Here is a 20,409-nt window from a genome sequence, read left to right on the forward strand (position 1 = left end):
TTTATCGATTCCGGCTGCCGGATAATCATTTTCATTTGTTGATATTTTTATCCAGTTCTTAGTCCATTACAATTTTAGAAGGCATATTTGTGCCGTTCGTAGGTTTGTTTTAATTTTTATGAAATACACCCCGGTTGAGAGAAATGATACGTCGAAATAAGAAGCCGTTGCTGCTTGCTCATTTAGTAGCATTTTGCCGGTAGCCCCAAATACCAAAATCTCGTCAATAAATTCGTTTTGAATTAATTGCACCGTAAAACCTTTGTTTATGGGATTGGGATAAACCAGAATTTCGTCGACATCTTCGTACTCCGAAACCGCATTCACGTTTTCAACCGTAATCAGCATCGTATCCGAAGAATAACAAGAGGTTTCATTTGAAACTTTTACCCAAATCGGATGGATGCCCAAACCAAGTTCGCTGGCAACAATGGTGAGATTGGCTTCGGTTGTTCCATCGCACCAAAGAACCGAACAGTTCAGGTTGGGAATTTGAAGTGATATCGAATCTTCAATTCCCAAAACCTGATCAGGACCAAGATCGACTTCTAATTTTTCGTACACGACAACCAGAAATTCTGTTTCACCAATACATTCGTTTTCTGTAACCGTGTAAGTTAAAGTGTGTGTTCCGGCTCCTGCAACCGACGGATCAAAATATAGATCAGTAACGCCGGCTCCGGAAAGAACTCCGCTTTCTGGAACTGCTTCTATTAAAACGGGCTGCTGGTCTTCGCAAAGCGAAAGGTTGTAATTCAGTATTTCAGGATGGATCACCGAATCCACAATTACCTGAAATTCGATTTCACCAGTGCAGTCGTTTTCAGTTACGGTGTAAGTTAAAGTGTGTGTGCCCGGTCCTGCAACTGAAGGATCAAAGTAAAGTCCTGAGACGCCTGTTCCGGAAAGTACTCCGCCCTCGGGAACTGCTTCAATTAAAACGGGCTGCTGGTCTTCGCAAAACGAAAGGTTGTCATTCAAAATCTCAGCATGGATCATCGAATCTACAATCACCTGAAATTCGATTTCACCAGAACATTCGTTTTCAGTTACGGAGTAAGTTAGTGTGTGTGTGCCCGGTCCGGCAGTCGACGGATCAAAATATAGATCAGAAACGCCGGCACCGAAAAGAACTCCGCCTTCGGGAATTACTTCGATCAAAATAGGTTGCTGGTCTTCGCAAAACGAAAGGTTGTCATTCAAAATTTCAGGATGGATCACAGAATCTACAATCACCTGAAATTCAATTTCTCCTGGGCATTCGTATTCGGTTATTGCGTAAGTCAGCGTATGTATACCGGCGCCTGCGATTACTGGATCAAAGAACAGACCTGAAACACCAGCACCGGAAAGTATTCCGCCTTCGGGAATTGCTTCGATCAAAATAGGTTGCTGGTCTTCGCAGAACGAAAGGTTGTCATTCATAATTTCAGGATGGATCACCGAATCCACAATTACCTGAAATTCGGTTTCACCGATGCAGTCGTTTTCAGTTACGGTGTAAGTTAGTGTGTGTGTTCCCGGTCCTGCAACCGACGGATAAAAATACATACCTGAAACACCTGCACCGGAAAGTAGTCCGTCTTCTGGAACTGCTTCTATTAAAACGGGGTGTTGGTCTTCGCAAAACGAAAGGTTGTCATTTAAAATTTGAGGATGGATTACCGAATCTACAATTACCTGAAATTCTATTTCACCAGTGCATTCGTTTTCGGTTACCGAGTAAGTTAAAGTGTGTGTGCCCGGTCCTGCAATTGACGGATCAAAATATAGATAAGAAACGCCGGTTCCGGAAAGTACTCCGCCTTCGGGAACTGCTTCTATTAAAACGGGTTGTTGATCTTCGCAAAACGAAAGGTTGTCATTTAAAATTTCAGGATGGATCACCGAATCCACAATAACCTGAAATTCGATGTCGACAGTGCATTCGTTTCCCGATACGGAGTAAGTTAAAGTGTGCGTTCCCGGTCCTGCAACCGACGGATCAAAATATAGATCAGAAACACCTGGTCCGGAAAGTACTCCGCCTTCAGGAATTGTTTCAATTAAAACGGGTTGCTGATCCTCACAGAAGGAGAGATTGCTATTCAAAATCTCAGGATGGATCACGGAATCTACAATTACTTGAAATTCTATTTCGCCAGTGCATTCGTTTTCTGTAACCGTGTAAGTTAAAGTATGCGTTCCCGGTCCTGCAACTGACGGATCAAAGTATAGATCAGAAACGCCTGCACCTGAAAGAACTCCGCCTTCGGGAATTACTTGGATCAAAATAGGTTGCTGGTCTTCGCAGAATGAAAGGTTGTTATTCAAAATTTCTGGATGAAATACAGAGTCTACAATTACCTGAAATTCGGTTTCACCAGTGCATTCGCTTTCAGTAACTGTGTAAGTTAAAGTGTGTGTGCCGGGGCCGGCAACCGACGGATCAAAATACAAACCTGAAACGCCATTTCCGGAAAGTACTCCGCCTTCTGGAACTGCCGCGATTAAAACGGGCTGTTGATCTTCGCAAAAAGATAGGTCTGAATTAAGGATTTCCGGCTGTGGCATGGAATCAACAACTACCTGAAACGTTATTTCTCCAATGCAGTTATTGTCGTCGATTACGGTGTAGCTTAAGGTGTGCGTTCCCGGCCCGGCAAGGGCGGGAGAGAAATAAAGATCAGTAACACCATCACCGGAAAGCACGCCTTCTTCTGGAAGAGCTTCGATGAGAACCGGTGACTCGTCTTCACAGAATGAAAGGTCGGCCGTAACGATTGTTGGTTGAGGATTTCCGTATATGTCGATGGTTTTTTCGAATGAATTATTGACGCTGTTGCTGTCGAGCGCTGAAGTCAGCAGAAATTCAAATGTGTAGCTCTGTTCATTGCTTAAATCCGGATGACTGTTCATTTCATAACTCAGTTCCTCGTTTTGTAAAAGGGATGTTGAAAGCACCACAGTTTCTTCAACACTTTCGTTCGAGGTGCAAGTCATTTGAATTGTGATACTGTCGCCGGATAAAGCCGGATATGGCCCAAGGTTTTTGAAGGAAATACCTACCTTTTCATCGTCAGACAAAGCACAGGATGAAACCGGGTAATTCATCGCGGTTATGGTAAGGTCTGTAACACGCGGTTCTTCTTCGCCCGTAACAGAAATATTATCCAGTCCGGCGCCCATTCCCCATTGGTAAAAATCGTCGTAATAAAAGCCCAGTTGCGTACCGTTTTTACAAATTTCCGGTGGCAGTTCTACTGTTTTATTTGTCCAGGCAACGGCCTTTTCCAGGTTAATAAATTCATGCCATTCCGTTTCTTCCTGGTTTTTGTAAACCACATGCATTTCATCAATGGCATCGTAAATTTCTGTTTTTAATAAATAATCGAATGAAAGTGTAACGTTTGAATAATTGGCAAGCAATAACGGGGGAGTGGCAGCAATATCGGAAACGTGCACAGCTTCTCCGGCAGAGTAAGAATCAGTAGCTATAAATTTGGTGCTATTGGCTATAAAGTCGAGGTAGTAACAATTCAATGATTCGCTATCTCCCCATTGAAATCCCGAAATATTGTCCTTAATCTGCACATCATCAGCACCAACTTCGAAATCAACAATATAAGGCAACGAACGCGCAGTTCGAGGATAAACGACAACTTTATTCGTGCCAATACTTTCGGTTTCTTCGTTGTTGATGGTGTAAACAGCTGTTACGTAATACGAGTATTCATTATCGAAAATGATTGTTGCATCGGAATAAGCAGACGTATTACTTTCGGAAAGAAATGTGCCATTCCGGTAGATTTTGTATTTGTCAGGAACTCCCGAAACCGGAGGATCCCAGCTGAGCAAAATGGCGGATTCTCCTATCGAGTAAGTTAAGTTTTGAGGAGGATAAATTTCCGATTGTGTTTCGATTCCGGTTACCACCAGACTAAATGCTTGCGACCCACCGGACAGTGATCCGGAATGTGAAATCTTAATGGCAAAATCATTGGCTCCGGGATTCGTAAAATACACCTGTTCCACATTGTCAACATTATTTGAACCATGAGTAGCCGAAGTTGCCGGACTTTCAACATCGAGTACCCAGGGAAGAAAAGATTGCCCGGTAGCTGTATTTTCTACCGTTAAATTAAGATCGTTTACCAGTTTAGCGGTTCGTTGATTTAAGGCGGGAAAGGAAGCTTGTCCGGCCGGATCTGTCCAACAAACTGTGGCTTTTAAAAATGGGGCATTGTCAGCCGTTTTTACAGGAATTGTTAGCACTTCTCCTTCACTCAATACTTCCTCGTATATATTTTTACCCTGATTGTTTGAGTTGTTGTAAATCAGATCGGCGGCAGCTTTTATATTTATCAGCCCCCAGCCAAAACTGTAATCCGGACCCGGATTGCCTAAGTCGGTGGCCGAATGCATTAAAACACTTTTTAGCGTTGAGGACCTCAATTTTACTCCGGGCTGAAGCAGGTTTTGAAGCTGAAGCAAAAGTGCGATAGAACCTGTGGCAGCTGCTGTCGACATCGATGTGCCGGTGTAAGTATCGTAGCTCGATATTGTTGAAGAGATGGACGAATAAACATCAACACCATCTGAAACCAGATCCGGTTTTATTCGCCCATCATCAGTTGGACCGAAGCCACTAAATACGGTCATGTTTTGGGCATCGTCAACTGCTCCAACAGTCAATATATTTTTGGCGACTGCCACCGGCGACAGACAATCGTAACCATCTTCGCCGCCGTCGGGATCGCGTTCATCGTTTACCAACACCCAGTTTTCGTCCCACACATAATGAGAGACCGCCGTTTCGGGACCATCGTTTCTGTCATTTCCGGCCGATTTTACGATGAGGTAGTAGGGGGCCAGCTTTGCTATGTAATCCAAATCGGCACTTACATCGCTGTAAAAGCCAAACTCGTAATCTTCGGTTGCCGAAATTTCGGGATCGCCGTACCAGTACCAGTTTTCGTTTTGTGCATTATAGTACCAGCCACATAAAGGCCCGTACGAATGATTGGAAATCATTATACCATCGGCGGCAGCACTGGCCATTTCGGCAATATCATTATCTAAATCCCACCCTTTGATGAGGGCTTCTCCGGCCATTCCTTTGGCTTCGGATTTTTTCCCCATGGCGATCATTGTACCTGAAATATGTGTTGAGTGGTCGGATACCGGCAAGTTTAAATCGCGCATTGTAATTCGCGAACCATTGGGGCTTTGAAATTCCTGATGGGTAGCCAAAACCGTTCCTCCATCCCACAAGTTTATTTCAATGCCTTCGCCTGTAAGTTCGGGGTAATCGTTGCTGGCCGACCACACCTGATCGACGGAAAGAGTTGCCGCAACACTCAAATTGTCGGTGGCATAATAAACAGGTTGGTTATTATCCCCCAGGCGTTGAAGGCTAACTACGCGGCCGCTTGCTTCAACGTAAAATATGGGTATTTGTAGGCGGTTAGCAAGTGAATCGGCAATTCGCTTTTGCTCCGTCCATTTGGCATTTTTTTGCCAGGCAAACTGATTTAATTCCAATTGATTTGATTCTGGGGGGCGGTTTTGCTGTGCCGTTAAAATGTGGGGTGTTCCAAAAAATAGGAGCAAAAGTATACATCCATTTAAAAGAAAAGCCGTGGTAAGTTTTGTATACATATTGCCGGATTTTAGAGAACCATCTGCCAGGGATAGGCAGATGGTCACTCTTCAGATTACTACACGGGAAAATTTTGATAAACCCACAATTGCCTGGTGATTATATTTTATGGTTCGTAATTTGGTAAGAAAATAATATTTGAATCGCCATGGACATAATCCAGCACTTGTACTGCATCATCAACGGCTATAGCAAATCCCTTCACTTTTACTTCATCAGTACCTCCCCATCGATCACTAAATTGCGGCTGAGCTCCGATTCCTTTATAAGGTTCTATGCCTTCAAAAATGTCGTAGATTGAGAATACCGGACCTTCCGAAACACCATCTTCATCTAAAGGATAATAAACATTGTCCCAAACCAGAAACTGAATGTACCTATCTTTATAAATTCCACGGTTGTACTGAAATTGTCCATCACCTTCTCTTGGTTCAGTAAAATTGAAGTAGTAATTGTTGTCGTGGTCAAAATCATAGTCATGTTCGTTTAAAATTGGATTCAGTCCACTACAGTCAAGGAAGCCATTGATGTAAACTACTTCATCAATATCAACAGTGCCGGTTTTGTCTGAACCTGCAGAAAAACATCCTGCAGCAAGCAACAACGGATCAATTTGATAAGCTTCTAACAAAGCCAATCGGTTGTTATAATTGTTCTCTGCGGTTTCTTCGAACATAAAATTCATTAGATACTGATACATGGCCATATTTTCGCGAGGAGAGTCGATTGTTTTGGTTAATACCAGTTCTTCATTTTCATCATAATTCCAGATGGATAAACGACCGCAGAAATCGAGTGTAAAATCATCGCCGGCGTCAATTACTTTCATGGCTTCTTCAAAGGCCTGGTCTAAAACCGATTGTGGCGAACGAACAATGTTTAAACGCCCAAAATCTACTTCAGTTGGATTGGCGGATTCAGGGACTTCTCCATATTGGTCAAGCTTTATTACTGTTCCGGTAATTGCATCGATCGGCTGAACAAAGTATTCATCGTCGTCTTGTTCACTATCTTCATCAACATCTACCCAGGTCATAGTCGGAACACCATTGTCATCCCTAAGTAGCACATATAAATCGCCGTAGTCGCCACCACGGGTAGTTCCTGAGTCATCATTTCCCTTAATGTGGGTGTTGTCTTCGGTTTCTCCACCAGCCCACTCGGGGCGGTCTGAGTCATCATCTACATTCGGGAAAACATCGCCTTTTTGGCAGTTACTTAAAAGAATAGTTAAGCTGCTCATTAGGAGCAATAAAAATGCATAGCGAGAATAACGGATAATTGCTTTCATGGTTAAGAAATTTTGGTTAATAAATAATCCCTGGATTTTAATCGGAGCTTAATATTGGTAACCCCAATTTATAAATTTAAAAGAGGCAAGACAATCCGTAAATTGTTGGTTTTGGAGGCCTTTTCAGCCAGACCTTAATCAACACTTTCGTTTGTGCGCTAGCCATTTATGTAGGCGGTGTCGACAAATATTTAATATGAACTAAACAGATGGTTATATAAATTTTTTGTAAATTGTATATCAATTGTTTTCCTATTTGCCATGCTTTCAGTTAAAACAATGAAAATATTAATAGCCTACGATCAACGATTGGTTGCCGACTGCCTCAAGTCTTATCTCACCGATCAAAAGCACTTGTTAGTAGTTGGTATGGTAAATAGTGAGGATAATCTCTACATCGCCATTGAAGAGTTAAAGCCAGATTTGATCGTCTTTGAATTTATGTTGTGGTCGATAAAGTATATCGACTACATGTCGAGCTTAAACATTAGGTTTCCACAATTAAAAATACTGGTAATTTCCGAATTGATTTCGCACGAACTTATGGCGAAGATTATGCCTTATATTAATGGGTATATTGTTAAAACGTGTGCGGCCGAAAAAATTATCATAGCAATTCAGGAGATTAAAAGTTCAGGAAAATATCTGTGTCCTAAAGCGGTAGATAAATATTTTAGCTGTCCACATGGAGAGAAGACAAATTCGCAGTTAACCACCAGAGAGAAACAGATTCTGGGTACGTGGATTACTGAAGATACCTACAATGCAGTGGCAAATACTCTAAATATCAGCGAGTCGACGGTGCGTACGCATTTAAAGAATATTCGTGAGAAACTGGGAAGCATCAATCATTTGCAAATGATGATTTATGCCTGTCAGCACAATTTAATAAGCGACAAGCATAAACCAATTTGCCCGAACTGTCGGTTTTCCATAAGCACCTCCTGATAATTTGTATTTCTATCAAACCCCGAATTCACGTTAATTAATAATGTCTGAAAAGGACAGTTAGTTATATTTCTTGTGAACGAAAAGCGTCTATTTATAGGCGCTTTTAAGTTAAACTTGTACTTAATCCAAATATGTTTTCAATAGCTTACTTCGTGATGTTTGTTGCAGTCGTCTGATTGCCTTTTCTTTTATCTGCCTTACCCGCTCGCGGGTCAATCCAAATCGTTCTCCGATTTCTTCCAGTGTCATTTCCCTACAACCCAAACCAAAAAATAATCTGATAATGTCGTTCTCGCGCTCTACCAACGTTGCTAATGAACGGTTTATCTCTTTTTTCAGTGATTGCGCCATAAGTGCACGGTCGGCGTTTGGTGAATCGTTATTGACCAAAACATCCAAAAGACTATTGTCTTCGCCATAAACAAATGGGGCGTCAACCGAAACATGTCTGCCTGATACTCTGAGAGTATTGGCAACTTTGTCGGCAGGTAACTGCAAAATTTCAGCTAATTCTTCCGGCGATGGTTTTCGTTCATGTTTTTGCTCAAATTTCGCAATTGCCCTATTTATTTTATGCAACGAACCTATCTGGTTCAATGGCAAACGAATAATACGCGATTGTTCTGCAATTGCCTGAATAATTGATTGACGAATCCACCACACCGCATAGGAAATAAATTTAAACCCGCGTGTTTCATCAAACTTCTGACCTGCTTTAATCAGCCCCAGGTTTCCTTCGTTTATCAGGTCGGGCAAGCTCAATCCCTGATTTTGGTACTGCTTTGCCACCGATACAACAAAACGTAAGTTTGCCCGGGTTAATTTTTCCAAAGCACTTTGGTCGCCTTTTTTAATTCGTTGTGCTAATTCAACTTCTTCCTCAATCGTAATCATTTGCTCCTTACCAACTTCCTGTAAATACTTGTCTAAAGAAGCACTTTCACGATTAGTTATAGTTGTTGTAATCTTTAGCTGTCTCATATAATTGTTCTAAAAAAGAGTGAATCATACACTGGAAAAACCGAATCCATTAATCACACCAATCCCTGATTTTTAAATCAAGTCGTACAGTTATTCACTAATCACGGGCACACAAATGCACATTATAAGCATTGGTATTATAACGCCTTATGTCATGCTTATCAAAGTATGACGTACAGTTTCTCCTGCGATTAGTGACTCCGATTTTTGGTGGTAAGGTGGTTCGATTTTTCCACAGGTATTACTACGGAAGAAATAGCGGTTTTGTTGCGATACAGAAGGCGAGATTAAAAAAAGGAGGCACTGCGGCTTCTTCTTTGTCTTCTGTGTCGTCATCAACAATGGGGATGTAAGGTCGCACGCCAAAAACAAGATTGAAAATAGGAGGGGCCCAGTAAGATCAAACTTATTTTCTGCTTCATTGTCCTGTGTTGTGAATAAAATTTGTTGTTGTGTTTAATACACGAGTGGGAAGGATTACCCTAGCGGATATTATAATAATATTGCAGTTGGAATCACCCATTTTGCCGAAGTATATATTGGCACGCACGTAAGTGGAATTTACATCAAGGACGAACGCATTCCTCAACAGGTTTTTATTGCAGGGCGGGGGTGATGGAATCCAAATTTCGGATTACAGGACAAATTTGGTTACGGCTTGTTTATTTTTACTTAAAAAATTACACCAATTAGCTTTACAACAGATTAAAACTATTATCTTTTGCTTCGTTTGGATAAACTTGAACCTAATTTAAAAATATGAAACCTAAACTTTTATTCTACGCGGCAACAGTTTCCATGTTTTTATTTGCTTGCACAAGTACCCATAAAGAAGAAAGGCAAGAACAATCCAAACCACGTGTTATAGTTACCTGCGACCCCGAATTGGATGACAATAATTCTCTGATTCGCTTTTTACTTTTTAGTACCGACTTCGACGTTGAAGGACTGATTTATGCAAGTAGCCGGTTTCATTGGAAAGGTGACGGAAAAGGAACTACTCAGTATATTCCCGACAGAGAATATTCTTCTGAAGAACGGGATCTGGGACCACAAACTTCGTGGCGTTGGGCAGAAGGCGAGCGTTTTATTGATGATCTGGTTGAAGCTTACGAATCTGTTTATCCGAATCTAAAAGTTCATAATCCAGATTATCCAACGCCTGAGGAATTGAAGTCAAAGATTTACGTGGGCAATGTTGAGTTTGAAGGCGACATTTCTCATGACACTCCCGGTTCCGACAGGATAAAAGAAATTCTGCTTGACGATGATCCGAGACCTGTTTTTATCCAGGTTTGGGGTGGCCCGAGTACTGCTTCGAGAGCACTAAAGTCGATTGAGGAAGAATATAAAGACACTCCCGAGTGGGAAAGTATTAAAGCAAAGGTTTCAGCAAAGGCAAAATTTTGTCTTTCCGGGATGCAGGACTTATCTTACCAGGAATATGTGCAACCCAACTGGACGGAGGTTGAATCTATTATACTTAATGCTGGAGTTACAAGTTTGGGCTATGGAGCAAAGCGTGCAGTTGCCGGTACTAAAGATACCATCTATTTTTCTTCGGAATGGACCATGGAAAATGTCAAAAGTAAAGGTGTTTTTGGAGAACATTACCGTGTGTGGGGCGATGGCCGGCAAATGGCTAAAGGCGATTTTACCGACTACTTTGGCGAAAAAGGATACACAGCTGACGAACTTCGCGAAAAGGGGTACTGGGTTTGGACACCACCTCAGCCCGAAGGTAGTTTTATTAGCGAAGGAGATACGCCAATGTTCCTGAATCTGATTGCAAATGGATTACGAGCGCACGAAGGGCAGGAGTATGGAGGATGGGCCGGACGCCGAAAAGAACTTTCGGAAGAAGAGAAAGCTGCCGGCTATACTGCTCCGTATGCAATGAGAAGAGTAAAGGATGAAGTACTTCCTGATTTCTTGCCGGCCATACAAAATAGCTTCGCAGCGCGTTTAATCTGGTCGGTTACTTCTGAGTATGACGATGCAAACCACGAGCCGGTTATTGAAGGACCGCTAGAAATGTCGGCAGCTGCGGGCAGCACCGTTAATCTTGAATTCGAGGTATCTGATCCCGATAAGGATCCGGTTTCCACAAACTGGATGCAATTCAAAGTAGGCAGCTACAAGGGCGATGTTTCCTTTGCTAGTCCTACATCTGCATCCACTTCTATTGTAGTGCCCCAGGATGCTGAGCCCGGACAGACCATTCACCTCATACTTCAGGCCGAAGACAAGGGCGAACCGGTTTTAACGCACTATCACCGGCTAATTATAACTGTAATTTAAGCAGAACATATTAATATCAACCTGATTTAAACTTATACAATGAAAAAAACACTATTTACAATTTTAACTCCGGTATTGGCAACATTTTTATTCGTTTCGTGCGGGCAGTCGCCTGCAACTAAAGCAACCTTAGCACCGGAAGATCTGGCCGAAAAAGTTGACAAAAGCCAGCAGGAAAGAATATTGATTACCACCGATCTGGAAGTGGATGATATGAACGGTTTGCTTTTAAGTTTGATGTACGCCGATCATTATGATCTTGCCGGAATTGTTTGGACAGCAGGTATGTATCATTTTCAGGGCGACCACGGCGAACATACATTGGGCGAGATTACTCCAAATTACCGCTGCAGTGCTCAACATTGCGAGCACCGTGTGGAGTCGGCCGCCGATCTCACGGAGTATCGTCCGGTTGACCCGACATGGCTCGACCGTATTTTGGATTATTACGAAACCGATTATCAGTTGATGAGCAAGAATAATCCGAATTTCCCGACACCTGAGCAATTGAGGAGCATTACCAAAGTAGGTAACATCGAATTCGAAGGCGATTACCGCTTTGAAACCGATGGCTCTAAATTTATCGAGGAATGTATTATGGACGATGATATGCGTCCGCTGTACATTCAGCATTGGGGCGGAATTAACACCACGGTACGTGCGCTGTACTCTATTTACGAGAAGTACCACGGCACACCGGAATGGGAGCAGGTGCTTGCAAAAGTAACGGCTAAGGTCCGTATTGGTGGCGATGGCGAAGACAATTGCCGTGCCGACAGTAAAATAGACGAGATGTTCCCCGGCCTGCAGAATGGTGGCTACGGTGGAGGTTTCTTTAATTATGGTTCCTTTTTTGCGTCGAGCTACAACTCTCCGATGCGCGCCGATGATGAACTTCAGCCGTATCTACATGCCGATTTCATCCTTGATGCCTACAAAGAGGACCACGGAAAGCTTTGTGAGGAGATTTGGCTGTATGGCGAAGGCCGTGCTATTTATGGCGAACCGATTATTTACAATTACGGCCTGATAACTTATATGGATTGGGCGAAATCGGCTGAACTGGGCTGGGGGCCTGCAAACCTTGCAGATTTTCCGCGTGTTGATTTCAAACCGTACGACTGGAGCATCTGCCAGTTTGGTTGTGCCTCTTTCATCAATATCGGACTTCGTTCGGATGTTACCAACAGCAGTCGCCAATTCTTAGGGCCAACACCTGAAGGTTTCAAAAAAAGCAACCATTACACCATCGTAATGTGGGAAGAACTGGCAGCACGTGCCGACTGGGCGATCTGCGAACCACAGGACTGTAACCATGCTCCGATAGTAACAGCCGACGAATTGGATTTCACTGCTGCTCCGGGAGAAACGGTTTCGCTTTCGGGTAATGCGAAAGATCCTGACGGAGACCAGTTGGTGGCAAAATGGTGGGTTCCTGCTTTCTCGTGCACCTACATGGAAGGCAAAGCAGAAGGACTGGCTGTTTCTTCTGAAACCGGTTGGAACACTGAATTTACCATTCCTGCCGACGCAAAAACGGGCGACAAATTCATTGTGAACCTTGAAGTGAAAGATGACGCTACCCGTCCGATGACGCGTTTTGCTCAGTATGTAATTACTGTTTCGTAAATCCCATTGGAAAAACAAAACCTTACAACAATGATAAAAATAATCAGCATATTTTGTGTGTTGCTCGGGCTTAGCCTGGCAAGCTATGCTCAGGAAAAACCAATGAACGTGCTTTTCATCGCCACCGATGATATGAGCAACGATTTGAATACTTTTGGGAATCCGGATGTGTACACACCCAATATGGACCGTTTGGCCGAAAGGGGAGTCGTGTTTCAAAATGCCTATTGCCAGGCGCCGCTATGTGGGCCCAGTCGTGCATCGTTAATGACCGGTTATTACCCGGATAAGACCGGTGTTTTTGACCTTGGTCCACGATTTCGCGAGAAGTTGCCTGATGCCGTAACCATGGCTCAACTATTCAAGAATAACGGCTATTTTACCTGCCGAATTGGTAAAATATTTCATCAGGGAGTTCCCGGTGATATTGGTCATGCAGGGCACGATGATCCGGCTTCGTGGACAACCACTTACAATCCGATTGGTAAAGATAAAACCGATGAATATAAACTACAGGGTGGTGATGCCGTGATGTTGGGAACTTACCTTGCCATGGATTGTAACGACGATGAGGTAACCGATGCGATTTCGGCAAATGTGGCTTTAAGTATTTTGCGCCAGCGTACCGGCAATCAGATGATAAGTGCATATGGAAGTTACAATGCCGGTCGTGTAAGTCCTGAGCCATTTTTTATGGCGCTTGGATTTTACCGCCCGCATATTCCGTATATGGCGCCAAAGAAATATTTCGACATGTATCCGCTGGAGAAGATAAAGTTGCATGAAAATCCTGAAAACGACTGGGAGAATAAACCGCATGCGGCAGCCTGGGTTTGGCCACCAAATGCCGGAGCAACAGAAGAGCAGCAGAAGAAAGCAATTCAGGCTTATTATGCATCTATTTCGTTTGTTGATGCACAAGTTGGAAAATTGCTCGACGGGCTGCAAGAGTTTGATTTGCTTGATAATACGATCATTGTTTTTTGGAGCGATCATGGTTACCAGTTGGGAGAACACGGACAATGGCAAAAACAGACTTTATTTGAAAAAGGATCTAATCAGCCATTATTGATTTCTGTGCCGGGAGTGACCTCGGGAACAAGAACCGAAGCCATTGTTCAATTGGTTGATCTTTATCCAACACTGGCCGAACTTGCAGGTTTGGAGCCTCCAAAAGATTTGGTGGGCCACAGTTTGGTGCCACTTCTGAAAGATCCGGATGCAGAGTGGGATCACCCGGCTTTTACCATTCAGGCGAGAACCGTAAATCCAAGAGCGCAGGAAGGACAATCGAAATATAGTTTTAATCCGAATCTGGCATCAGAAAATCCAACCATCTTCGGACGTACCATTCGCGTAAAAAAATACCGTTATACAGAATGGGATGAAGGTCGTTTGGGAGCTGAATTGTATGATTATGAAAATGATCCGAAAGAGTTTAATAACTTGGCTAACGATCCGAAATACAAGGATATTATTGATGAACTGGCAGAGATTCTGCACCGGGATTTTAGCGCGGAGTAGCACATTTTAGTATTTTTACTGAATTGCGGTTTCTATTGGAACCGTGATATTTGCAATTGATTTTTAATCTAAACTAAACCAAAATGCTAAAACTGAATGAGATAAAGATCAGTCGGTTAGTTTTATTATTTACGCTGTTCCTGAGTGTGCAAGTTAGAGGGCAGCAAGACCGGCCTAATATTTTATGGATCACCAGCGAGGATAACAGTCCGTATTTAGGCTGTTACGGCGATGCTTTTGCAACAACGCCAACCCTCGATAAACTGGCCTCTGACGGATTTCGCTACACCAATGCTTATGCTAACTGCCCGGTTTGTTCGCCTGCACGAAATACGATTATTACCGGTGTTTATGCCGCATCGAACGGGAACGAGCAAATGCGAAGTACTTATCCGAAATCGGAGTCGGTTATTCCTTATCCCGAGCTATTGCGAAAAGCCGGTTATTACTGCACTAACAATGTAAAAACCGATTACAATTTTGCAGGAGATTACAACAGTATGTGGGATGAATGCAGCAATACTGCACATTGGAAAAACAGTCCGGAAGGGAAACCATTCTTCGCCATATTCAATTTGATGACGACGCACGAAAGTCAGCTTTTTCCTTTTACACCTGATGCGGAATTAAGGCACAAACCGGAAGATGTGATTTTGCCGCCGCAGCATCCTGATACTAAGGAAATGCGCCACGATTGGGCGCAGTATTACGACAAAATAGAGGATATGGATGCGCAGGTTGGCGATTTGTTAAAAGAGCTGGAAGAAAGCGGGCTGGCTGACAATACCATCGTTTTTTATTATGCCGATCACGGTGGAGTGCTGGCGCGCAGTAAACGTTATATTTTCGAAACCGGAACGTGGGTGCCGTTTATCGTTCGTATTCCTGAAAAATACAAACAATATTTTCCTGCAGAGAAACCGGGCGATGCCGTTGATCGCAACATAAGTTTTGTAGATCTTGCTCCAACTTTGCTAAGTATAATCGGAGCTGAAAAACCGGACTACATGCAGGGCAACGCTTTTCTTGGGAATGCGGTTGAACCGGAGCCGGAATACATTCATATGACCCGCAGCCGCATGGACGAGCGTATTGACATGAGCCGTGCCGTGCGGGATAAAAAGTATCGTTACATCCGCAACTACATGCCTTTTCGTATTTATTTGCAGCACCTGGCGTACTTGTTCAATGCCCGTTCTGCACAATCGTGGGAAGATTATTACCTGGCTGGGAAATGTAACGATTTGCAAAGTATTGCTTTTCAAACCAAACCGGTGGAAGAACTTTACGATACCGAGAACGATCCTAACGAACTTTATAATCTTGCTGATGATCCGGCTTATAAAGAGGTGTTGGAGCGCATGCGAAAAGAGAATATTCGATGGATGAAAGAAATCAGGGATGTGGCTTTGATTCCGGAAACTGAATACACGAAAAGGGCAGGAGGCGGATCGATGTACGATTACATGCGGTCGGAGGCTTGTCCGTTTGATGAATTATTGGCCGCAGCAGAACTGGCAACTCAGCCGGGTAACGGAGCGATTTCTGAATACATTGAATTGCTTAAAAACGAAGATTCAGCATTACGTTACTGGGGAGTTACTGGCTTGCTTATTCACGTTGAGAATGCCCAATCGGCATTGCCGGTGTTAAAAGCACTGTCAGGTGAAGATGCAACAGCAACAGCCGTTTTAATTGGCGAAACCTTGTATCGTTTAGGAGAAAAAGAACTGGCAGAAAAGATATTCCTACGCATTTTGAGTGACGAAAATAGTACAATGCATGAGCGAAACTGGGTATTGAACAGTGTTGACGCGATTGACTCCAGAACTGCGGCAATTGAAAAATGGATAAAAGACTTTTACGATCGCAAGAGCGGGGAGCTAAAAGGATGGGATATTTACAGCAACTATGATTTCTCGATGTGTAAAATGATCCTTGAGAAATGGGATGTGATTTAAAATACTGCAGAAGGATTCTTCTTCTGATTTTTCTATAGTTAGTTTGGTTAGGGATGTAAATCCCAGAATTTCCGGCATGAATTGTCGGGAATTTTTATTTAAGCATTAAACCTTCGCCATTGACGATGGTAGTGTATGTTTTGCTACGCATTTTATAACTGTGCCTTTATTGCAAAGTACCGAAAACTATCCCACACCGTTTATCACAGCAATTTTCATGTAGTCTTCGTTCCAAAGTATCCTAACCGTATTTTGGAAGGCAAAGTCAAAGACTTACTTTTTACTCTTGTTAAAATAGCAGCATTGCAGGTCGCTCAGAATTAATCATACTGTTTAAAGAAACAAAAGCCCACCATAAGGCGAGCTTTTGATTTTCATATTATCTAAATTTATTGAATATTAAAACCAGTGATATCAACTGTTGGTTGATCTCCATTGGTATCTTCATTCTTCAAATTCATTGTTATCACTTTTTCTTCGCCCGGTAGTAACGAAACGTAATTATCGCTATAAATTACAGGTAGCATACGTTCTCCGGTTTTAGCTCCAACAACGTTTAAGCGAATCATTAACGCCGGAGTATTTGACGTATTTTTCATTGTAGTTGTAAGCGTCCAGCTGTTGTCCGATTCTGAAACTGTAGTGTTGCTTTCTAAATTCACTTTAGGAAGTGAATTTAGTGCCTGGTAATTTCCTTCTTCCAAGCCTCGCCAGTAAAAGTTTTCCGAAATAACTTTGTCGTTTTCAGTTAACTTGAGTTTTATAAAGTGAACGTCGGACAAGTTATCCGGGAATTCCAATTTGAAACATTTTTCAGTTGAATCTTCTTTACTGTCGATTTTTGCGTCAGACTCCCAAACAACAGTCCCGTCCATGTTTATTAGTTCTGCTTTAACCGAAAGCCCGCTTCTGTCTCTTCCAAAATTATTTACCACTTCAATTTCATCTGTAACCGGATTCCATTGGATGTGAATTGGCTCACAAGCTTTTTTACAGCCAAAATAGGCAGCGGTTGGTTCGAAGTAATAATCGTAGGTTTGCCACACCATTGATGGCCATGCCGAATGACTCATCCACAGCAGAAGGCCTTTTCTGTACGGACTCCTTGCTTCAAACATTCCGCGATAACCTTCATAATTTATCCATTGGGCAAGCTCGGTAAATTCTTTTGCATCATCAGCTTCTCCGAAAGCTTTTTCAATGATCTGGTTAAACGAAGCCGCTCCCTGTGCTCCTTCCAAACAATAGTCGTGAATTCCCCACAAACTATTTTGCGGCCACAGCGCCGATTCCGGCAACGTTTGTTTAAGGCTTTCATAAGTCATCACGTTAGGCATTCCCCTTTCGCTGTGGAACTTATCCAGACCATTTATCGAATAGTATGTTTTTACCGGAAGCGCGCGGTAAGGGCCTTCGCCACTAACAACTCCACGCGACGAATGTGAAATATAATGTAGCCCCGGATGTGATTGATGAACCAGGTTGTTCAAGGCAGTATCCAGTTCAACGGGAGGATTACCTTCGTTTCTTCCGCAATAAATGGCGATAGAAGGGTGGTTTCGAATCCGTTTTACCATATCTGTGGCGTTGGCCATAAACATGCTATTGTTATCCGGATCCGGTCCGTCCCAAGGATTGGCCAGCCAGAAATCCTGCCAAATCATAACCCCGTACTTGTCGCACGCCTCATAAAATTCGTCATCACCAATTTGTCCCACCCAGTTACGAATCAAAGTAAAATTCATATCTGCGTGGTAGGCAACGGCAATATCATACTCTCTGCCACGGTAATTGAGGTTCGATTCAGAGAATCCCCAGTTACCACCACGGCCAATAAAACGACGGCCATTAATGAATAACCTCAATGCCCCGTTTTCTTCATCATAGTTCATTTCGCGTACTCCCGATTTGAATTCCTTCACATCTGAAACAGTTCCGGCAACTTCAAATTCCAGTTTTACATCATAGAGATTTGGACTTCCATATCCTTTTGGCCACCAAAGTTTTGGATTTTCAAAATGCAGGGCAGGGTAATCTGACGGATCTAATTTTACACTTTGAACTTCGTTAGCATTAAGCGAAATATTTTCTTCGAAAGTGATGTCTCCATATGAGCCTTTTAGCACACCTTCGATGTTTTCCGAAGAAGTATTTCTAAGTGTCAATTCAATGTTGATGTCTGCAGCTGTGGTATCCGGCAGTGCTAAATCAGTAGTAACAAATGGATCTTCGATGCTGACCGGGCCTACGGTTGACAAGAATACATCATTCCAAATCCCGATGTTTCTGCCACGTATGGTTGGTATCCAGTCCCATCCGATTGATGCATGATAGGTTGGATTATCAGCTCCCAATATACCACCATTTTTATCCGGAGTAATTTGAGTTTGCTCTTTGATAACACCCGGATTATCATTTTTGTGAATTAAAACAGCCAATGAATTTGTTTGCCCCGGTTTAATTAAATCCTTAACGTCAAATTTACTATGGATAAAGGCACCTTCAATTTTGCCTGCATTTTTGCCGTTCACAAAAACATCTGCTTTCCAGTTTATGCCATCAAAATTCAAAAACAGCTTGTCGCTTTTAAAATCTGCAGGTACATCAAACTCGTTGCGGTACCAGAAATCAGAGTAGAAAAACGACTCGGAGATCATAAGTTGATTGTCGCTATAGTTTGGGTCGGGAAGAGCTTCTACGTTCACGTAGCTTGACAAAACTGTACCCGGTACTGTTGCCGGAATCCAGCCTGAATCGTCAAAGTCTTTTTGAGAGATCGCACTACCGTTACCTTCAACTTCCGATGCTCTTTGTAACTTCCATGCCCCTTTTGTTAATTTCAACTTTGAATTGGAAGTCAACGCAGGTGCCGGTTTTGCTACAGGAGCTAAACCGCCTTTTCCATATACTTCCAGTTCGCTTAAAATAATCTTTTCGCCGGGGGCGGCATCTTGCAACTTCAGTTTTACGAACCTTCCATTAACAGGACTGTCGAGTTTTATTTCATTTGATAACTCATCAGAGTCGAAAGATGTTACATCTGTCCAGCCTTTGGAAATATTGTCTGAAATCTGAATTTGTCCTTTTCCTGCCTTTTTTATCCATTGCAGGTTAAATTGGTCGATGGAGCACACTGCACCCAAATCAACATAAACCCACTCTTTTTCACTGCCGGAACTCATCCAGGCGCTTCTGAAATAATGAGAAGGTGCCATTTCAACCTGCTTCTGATTGTTAAAAAAGTCAAGGTCGGTGATTGTCCATCGTTCGGCACTTGGAGCAGATAATGTTATTTTGTAGAATCGGTATGAGTTGGGCGCAAAACTGAATGAGTTGATTATTTTTTTCTGATCTCCCAGCATTCTGTCGAGATTGGAAATACTTAACTTCGTTTCGTCAGCATTACACATCGCCTGGCCCGACATATTCGATCCTTGCTTTTCATCAAGAATGGTCCAGTTTTCACCATCATCTGATGCAGAACAAACCAACTGCCATTTACCCGATTTCTTTTTATCGGATGCTAACATGCCAATTACGTCAATTTCTGATATTTCAGGAAACGCGGTTTCTCCACCTGTTTCGAATTGTATCCACACTTCATTACCTTCCAAAATTAGTGGTGTAACTACATTGTGGTCAAGTAGATATTCTCGCTGATTTTTAGGCACCACACCTGAGTTGGTTGATACCGAAATCCAGTTTGGCTCTTCGTTTTCGATAATACCATCAGTAATAAGCTGTGCTGTCAGGTTGTAATCATAACTTGACGAATGGTATGCCGGCCTGTTTTTGGCCAGGTTGCGGTAATTTTCATCAGCAGCAACCATTTTAGGCGAAGCATCTTCTGCCGGATTGCCCGGGTAAATACCAATTCCACGGGTGTAGGATTCATTTTTTTCCTGGCATCCGACCAGGAGCGATAAAAAGAAAATTAATAGTACAGGATAAAACTGTACCCGGTTTAATCTCAGGAAATAAAAAGGTTGATTGTGTTTTTTCATTATTTTGATTTATAGAATTTATTTATGTAAAGTTCAATTGGTTCTGTCGCATTAATCCGACACGATTTTCAAAATTATATTTTATTATGAATAATGAAGCCAAAGATTAAAATGTTTTATATGTTG

General features: G+C 42.6%; 9 protein-coding genes. 5 read left to right on the top strand and 4 right to left on the bottom strand.

The window, feature by feature from the left end; genetic code table 11:
• Positions 1-66: 66 nt before the first annotated feature.
• Together QZ576_RS07540 and QZ576_RS07545 are read right to left on the bottom strand one after the other, a co-directional pair.
• Positions 67-5,523: a S8 family serine peptidase gene (locus QZ576_RS07540; RefSeq protein ID WP_297095671.1), complete on the bottom strand. Its 5,457-nt coding sequence runs from the start codon at positions 5,521-5,523 to the stop codon at positions 67-69.
• Positions 5,524-5,747: 224 nt separating this feature from the next.
• A complete protein-coding gene (locus QZ576_RS07545; RefSeq protein ID WP_297095674.1) occupies positions 5,748-6,932 on the bottom strand; it encodes a hypothetical protein in 1,185 nt (394 codons plus the stop codon).
• A 279-nt stretch (positions 6,933-7,211) separates the two neighbouring features.
• Here QZ576_RS07545 and QZ576_RS07550 point away from each other — a divergent pair, with 279 nt between their 5' ends.
• Complete coding sequence (locus QZ576_RS07550; RefSeq protein WP_297095677.1) at positions 7,212-7,880, top strand: response regulator transcription factor; 669 nt, start codon at positions 7,212-7,214, stop codon at positions 7,878-7,880.
• A 123-nt stretch (positions 7,881-8,003) separates the two neighbouring features.
• Here the strand turns inward: QZ576_RS07550 and QZ576_RS07555 are convergent, their stop codons facing one another.
• Positions 8,004-8,864, bottom strand: a complete 861-nt coding sequence (locus QZ576_RS07555; protein ID WP_297095679.1) for an RNA polymerase sigma factor RpoD/SigA — start codon at positions 8,862-8,864, stop codon at positions 8,004-8,006.
• A gap of 759 nt (positions 8,865-9,623) precedes the next feature.
• Here QZ576_RS07555 and QZ576_RS07560 point away from each other — a divergent pair.
• The 4 genes from QZ576_RS07560 to QZ576_RS07575 all read left to right on the top strand — a co-directional run bounded on the left by QZ576_RS07560 (position 9,624) and on the right by QZ576_RS07575 (position 16,279).
• A complete protein-coding gene (locus QZ576_RS07560) occupies positions 9,624-11,165 on the top strand; it encodes a DUF1593 domain-containing protein (protein WP_297095681.1) in 1,542 nt (513 codons plus the stop codon).
• Positions 11,166-11,204: 39 nt separating this feature from the next.
• Complete coding sequence (locus QZ576_RS07565) at positions 11,205-12,794, top strand: nucleoside hydrolase-like domain-containing protein (RefSeq protein WP_297095683.1); 1,590 nt, start codon at positions 11,205-11,207, stop codon at positions 12,792-12,794.
• A 30-nt stretch (positions 12,795-12,824) separates the two neighbouring features.
• Positions 12,825-14,318: a sulfatase gene (locus tag QZ576_RS07570; RefSeq protein WP_297095685.1), complete on the top strand. Its 1,494-nt coding sequence runs from the start codon at positions 12,825-12,827 to the stop codon at positions 14,316-14,318.
• A gap of 83 nt (positions 14,319-14,401) precedes the next feature.
• Positions 14,402-16,279 carry a sulfatase gene (locus tag QZ576_RS07575; RefSeq protein ID WP_297095687.1) on the top strand — a complete coding sequence of 626 codons (1,878 nt, stop codon included), beginning with the start codon at positions 14,402-14,404 and terminating at the stop codon, positions 16,277-16,279.
• A 389-nt stretch (positions 16,280-16,668) separates the two neighbouring features.
• Here QZ576_RS07575 and QZ576_RS07580 read toward each other — a convergent pair whose 3' ends face one another.
• Entirely contained in the window at positions 16,669-20,283 is a 3,615-nt protein-coding gene (locus tag QZ576_RS07580; RefSeq protein ID WP_297095689.1) for a discoidin domain-containing protein, read from the bottom strand.
• Positions 20,284-20,409 lie beyond the last annotated feature (126 nt).

It is taken from the genome of uncultured Draconibacterium sp., assembly GCF_913060805.1.
Lineage (GTDB): Bacteria > Bacteroidota > Bacteroidia > Bacteroidales > Prolixibacteraceae > Draconibacterium.

Bases quoted from the DNA above. Each gene is read 5' to 3' on its own strand.
- QZ576_RS07560 (WP_297095681.1), top strand. From the start codon at position 9,624: ATGAAACCTAAACTTTTATTCTACGCGGCAACAGTTTCCATGTTTTTA.
- QZ576_RS07555 (WP_297095679.1), bottom strand. From the start codon at position 8,864: ATGAGACAGCTAAAGATTACAACAACTATAACTAATCGTGAAAGTGCT.
- QZ576_RS07580 (WP_297095689.1), bottom strand. From the start codon at position 20,283: ATGAAAAAACACAATCAACCTTTTTATTTCCTGAGATTAAACCGGGTA.
- QZ576_RS07550 (WP_297095677.1), top strand. From the start codon at position 7,212: ATGAAAATATTAATAGCCTACGATCAACGATTGGTTGCCGACTGCCTC.
- QZ576_RS07570 (WP_297095685.1), top strand. From the start codon at position 12,825: ATGATAAAAATAATCAGCATATTTTGTGTGTTGCTCGGGCTTAGCCTG.
- QZ576_RS07545 (WP_297095674.1), bottom strand. From the start codon at position 6,932: ATGAAAGCAATTATCCGTTATTCTCGCTATGCATTTTTATTGCTCCTA.
- QZ576_RS07565 (WP_297095683.1), top strand. From the start codon at position 11,205: ATGAAAAAAACACTATTTACAATTTTAACTCCGGTATTGGCAACATTT.
- QZ576_RS07575 (WP_297095687.1), top strand. From the start codon at position 14,402: ATGCTAAAACTGAATGAGATAAAGATCAGTCGGTTAGTTTTATTATTT.